Genomic DNA, 3,072 nt, shown 5'->3' with positions numbered 1-3,072 from the left:
GGCCTGTGCTGTGCACAGGCCCCGTCTCGGCGTCAGAGGTCAGCGACCCTGGTTCGCGACGGCTGCCGCAGCGGCGGCAGCAGCCTCGGGGTCGAGGTACTCGCCACCCGGCACGAGCGGCTTCAGCGACTCGTCGAGGCGGTAGACCAGCGGCTGGGCCGTGGGGATGTTGAGCGCCGCGATGTCCTCGTCGGAGATCCCGTCGAGGTGCTTCACCAGCGCACGCAGCGAGTTGCCGTGGGCGGTGACGAGGACCGTCTTGCCGGCCTTCAGGTCGGGGACGATCGCCTCGTCCCAGTAGGGCAGCAGGCGGGCGACGACGTCCTTGAGGCACTCGGTCTTCGGGACGTCGATGTCCGCGTAGCGCGGGTCGCCGGCCTGCGAGAACTCGTCGTTGTCGTCGAGCTCCGGCGGCGGGACGTCGTACGAACGACGCCAGAGCTGGAACTGCTCCTCGCCGAACTTCTGCAGCGTCTCCGACTTGTTCTTGCCCTGGAGGGCGCCGTAGTGACGCTCGTTGAGGCGCCAGTCGCGCTTGACCGGGATCCAGTGGCGCTCGGCCTTGTCGAGCGCGACGGCGGCAGTCGTGATGGCGCGGCGCAGCAGGGACGTGTGCACCACGTCGGGCAGGACGCCGGCGTCAGCGAGCAGCTGGCCGCCGTTGACGGCCTCGCCGAAGCCCTTCTCGGTCAGCGGGACGTCGACCCAGCCGGTGGAGAGGTTGAGCGCGTTCCACTCGCTCTCGCCGTGGCGGAGCAGGACGAGGGTGTACGTCATCAGTCGTTGGCCTTGGCCTTGGCGGCCTTCTTGCCCTGCTCACCGTCGGTGGCCGGCGTGGCCTCCGTGGAAGCGGGCGCCTCGCCAGCAGCCTTCAGCGCGTTCTCGTTGAACTGCTCGAAGGTCTCGCCCTGCATCGGGACGGCCGCGTCGGGCGCGCCGTTCTGGCCGGCGAACTGCGAGCCGGCACGGTTCTCGATGACGGGGACCTGGAAGGTCACGGAAGCGGCGTTGGCGAAGTCGAACTCCACGTCGACGAAGTCGCCGAGCTTGAAGCTGCCCGTGACGGCGATGCCCGGCGCGGTCGCGGGGACGTCGGCGGTGGCGGTCGCGAGGACCACCTTGTCGCCTGCGGGGATCGCGACAGGCTTCGCGACCGCGCCGGTGACGTCGCCGGAGATGCCGACGAGCTTGTCGGTGGCGTCCTCGTCGGAACCGGCCGGGACGACCCGGTTGTTGACGAGCGTGACCACGAGGGTGCCCTTGCCCGGGGTGGCGTCGTTGGCGACGATCACGGCGTTGAGCACGTCGACCGAGGCGTCGCGGTCGCTGGTGCCCGCGGCGGCGGTGTAGATGTGGTCGGTCGCCTGCTCCGTGCAGGAAGCGAGCGCGGGGGCGGCGAGCAGGAGAGCGCCAGCGCCGAGGAGGCGCGCGGTCCGGTTGCTGATCAGCATCGATGAGGCCTTCGTCAAAGTCGTCAGTGCGGGCTAAGAGTAGCGTTCAGCGGGCCACGCCGAGGGTCGCGCCCGTGATGAGAATGCCCACTCCGATCACGCCGGTCCAGATGCCCGCGATCAGGAGCAGGCGCGGAGCGCCCGTGCGGAGCGCCACGATGAGCGGGAAGTGGCGGATTCCGTCGGCGTTGTCGGTCACCAGACCGGGCAGCGAGACCAGTACGTGCACGCCCAGGCCGAGCAGTGCGGCAAGGACCGTGAGGACGATCGACGGCGGGTCGCCGCCCTCGGTGCCGTGCGCTCCGCCGTACGACAGGAACGCTGGCCACAGCGCGAAGCTGAGCATCCAGGGCAGGTAGGAGAAGCGCGTGCGGCGCAGGAGGCCGGAGTTCGTCACCAGGCCGATGCCGAGGATGAAGAGGTGGGTCGCGCCGGCGATGACGCCGTTGGCGACCGACAGCGGAACGACGAGCAGGACCGCGATCGTCAGGGCGAACCAGACCGAGCCGTGGTCGACCACGCCCTGCGCGATCGGCTTGCCAGGGAACTGGTGACGGCGGTCGCGCGCCACGTCGACGAGGTCGTTGTGCCAGCCGAGGATGGCCTGCCCGGTGAGCACCGTCGCGAAGACAAGGAACACCTGACCGAAGGACCGGCCAGCGAGCGCGGCGCCCGCCGCGACGAAGACCGCGGTCAGGGCCGCCTGCCGAGGGTGGCTGGCGCGGAAGAGGCTGACCGGAAGGCTGCGCGCAAGGTCCTCGCGCGCTGGGAGGCGGAGGCGCCGGGTGGCACGGCCGGGCTTCGGTACGCCGGCTGGACGCTTGCGGGGGAGCCGGATCGACTTGGCGGACATGCGCCCCAGTATTCACTGACCAACCGTCGTCCGTGTGCTGCGTCACGCCGGAACGAGCCGATCGGCGGACAGCGGCGACTGCGGCCTTCGTTCCGCACGCCTGTTCGGAACGAGGGGCCCACCACAGGGTCTTGCGATCTGTCAAGCCTTCATTACCGCGCTGACCAGCGCAAACGCGTGAAAGACGTGTCCGTGGCGCGTGTTAGACTAGTCACCTAGGAAGGGGTACCTGACATATGACTTTCACCGTCGGCGAAACGGTTGTCTACCCGAATCACGGGGCGGCCGTCATCGAGGACATCGAGTACCGCACCATCAAGGGTGAAGAGCGGCAGTACCTGGTCCTTCGCATCGTCGCACAGCAGGACCTCGTCGTCCGCGTGCCGTCGTGCAACCTGGACCTGGTCGGCGTTCGTGACGTCGTGGACAAGCAGGGTCTTGACCGCGTCTTCAGCATCCTGCGTGCGGCCCACGTGGAGGAGCCGACCAACTGGTCGCGCCGCTACAAGGCCAACCTGGAGAAGCTTCACTCGGGCGATGTCATGAAGGTGTCGGAGGTCGTGCGCGACCTGTGGCGCCGTGAGCGCGACCGCGGCTTGTCGGCCGGCGAGAAGCGGATGCTGGCCAAGGCGCGCCAGATCCTCGTCTCCGAGCTCGCGCTCTGCGAGAACACCAACGAGGACAAGGCTGAGGCCCTCCTCGACGAGGTGCTGGCTTCCTGAGCCCTTGCTCATCGAGCACACAGAAGGCCCCCGGCGGATGCCGGGG

At 69.1% G+C, this 3,072-nt stretch carries 4 protein-coding genes; 1 reads left to right on the top strand and 3 read right to left on the bottom strand.

The genetic code is table 11. From position 1 onward, the window contains the following. Positions 1–39: 39 nt before the first annotated feature. Genes EPD65_RS16015 through EPD65_RS16005 form a run of 3 tightly spaced genes read right to left on the bottom strand, consistent with a single transcriptional unit; the run spans position 40 to position 2,304 of the window. A complete protein-coding gene (locus tag EPD65_RS16015; RefSeq protein WP_207891585.1) occupies positions 40–777 on the bottom strand; it encodes a phosphoglyceromutase in 738 nt (245 codons plus the stop codon). After that, positions 777–1,451: a copper chaperone PCu(A)C gene (locus EPD65_RS16010; RefSeq protein WP_131585948.1), complete on the bottom strand. Its 675-nt coding sequence runs from the start codon at positions 1,449–1,451 to the stop codon at positions 777–779. The genes EPD65_RS16015 and EPD65_RS16010 overlap by 1 nt, the downstream gene beginning before the upstream one ends. 46 nt (positions 1,452–1,497) lie before the next feature. Next, a complete protein-coding gene (locus EPD65_RS16005) occupies positions 1,498–2,304 on the bottom strand; it encodes a UbiA prenyltransferase family protein (RefSeq protein WP_131585946.1) in 807 nt (268 codons plus the stop codon). A 236-nt stretch (positions 2,305–2,540) separates the two neighbouring features. Between EPD65_RS16005 and EPD65_RS16000 the strand changes: the two genes are divergently transcribed. Then, on the top strand, positions 2,541–3,026 hold the full coding sequence (locus EPD65_RS16000) for a CarD family transcriptional regulator (protein ID WP_131585943.1): 486 nt from the start codon (positions 2,541–2,543) through the stop codon (positions 3,024–3,026). Positions 3,027–3,072 lie beyond the last annotated feature (46 nt).

This window comes from Nocardioides jejuensis, assembly GCF_004337475.1.
GTDB classification, from domain to species: Bacteria; Actinomycetota; Actinomycetes; order Propionibacteriales; family Nocardioidaceae; genus Nocardioides; species Nocardioides jejuensis.
The sequence above is the reverse complement of the archived record's forward strand: the minus strand, read 5'-3'. Positions and strand labels throughout refer to the sequence as shown.

Coding starts and splice junctions, on each gene's coding strand:
- EPD65_RS16015 (WP_207891585.1), bottom strand. CDS start 777: ATGACGTACACCCTCGTCCTGCTCCGCCACGGCGAGAGCGAGTGGAAC.
- EPD65_RS16005 (WP_131585946.1), bottom strand. CDS start 2,304: ATGTCCGCCAAGTCGATCCGGCTCCCCCGCAAGCGTCCAGCCGGCGTA.
- EPD65_RS16000 (WP_131585943.1), top strand. CDS start 2,541: ATGACTTTCACCGTCGGCGAAACGGTTGTCTACCCGAATCACGGGGCG.
- EPD65_RS16010 (WP_131585948.1), bottom strand. CDS start 1,451: ATGCTGATCAGCAACCGGACCGCGCGCCTCCTCGGCGCTGGCGCTCTC.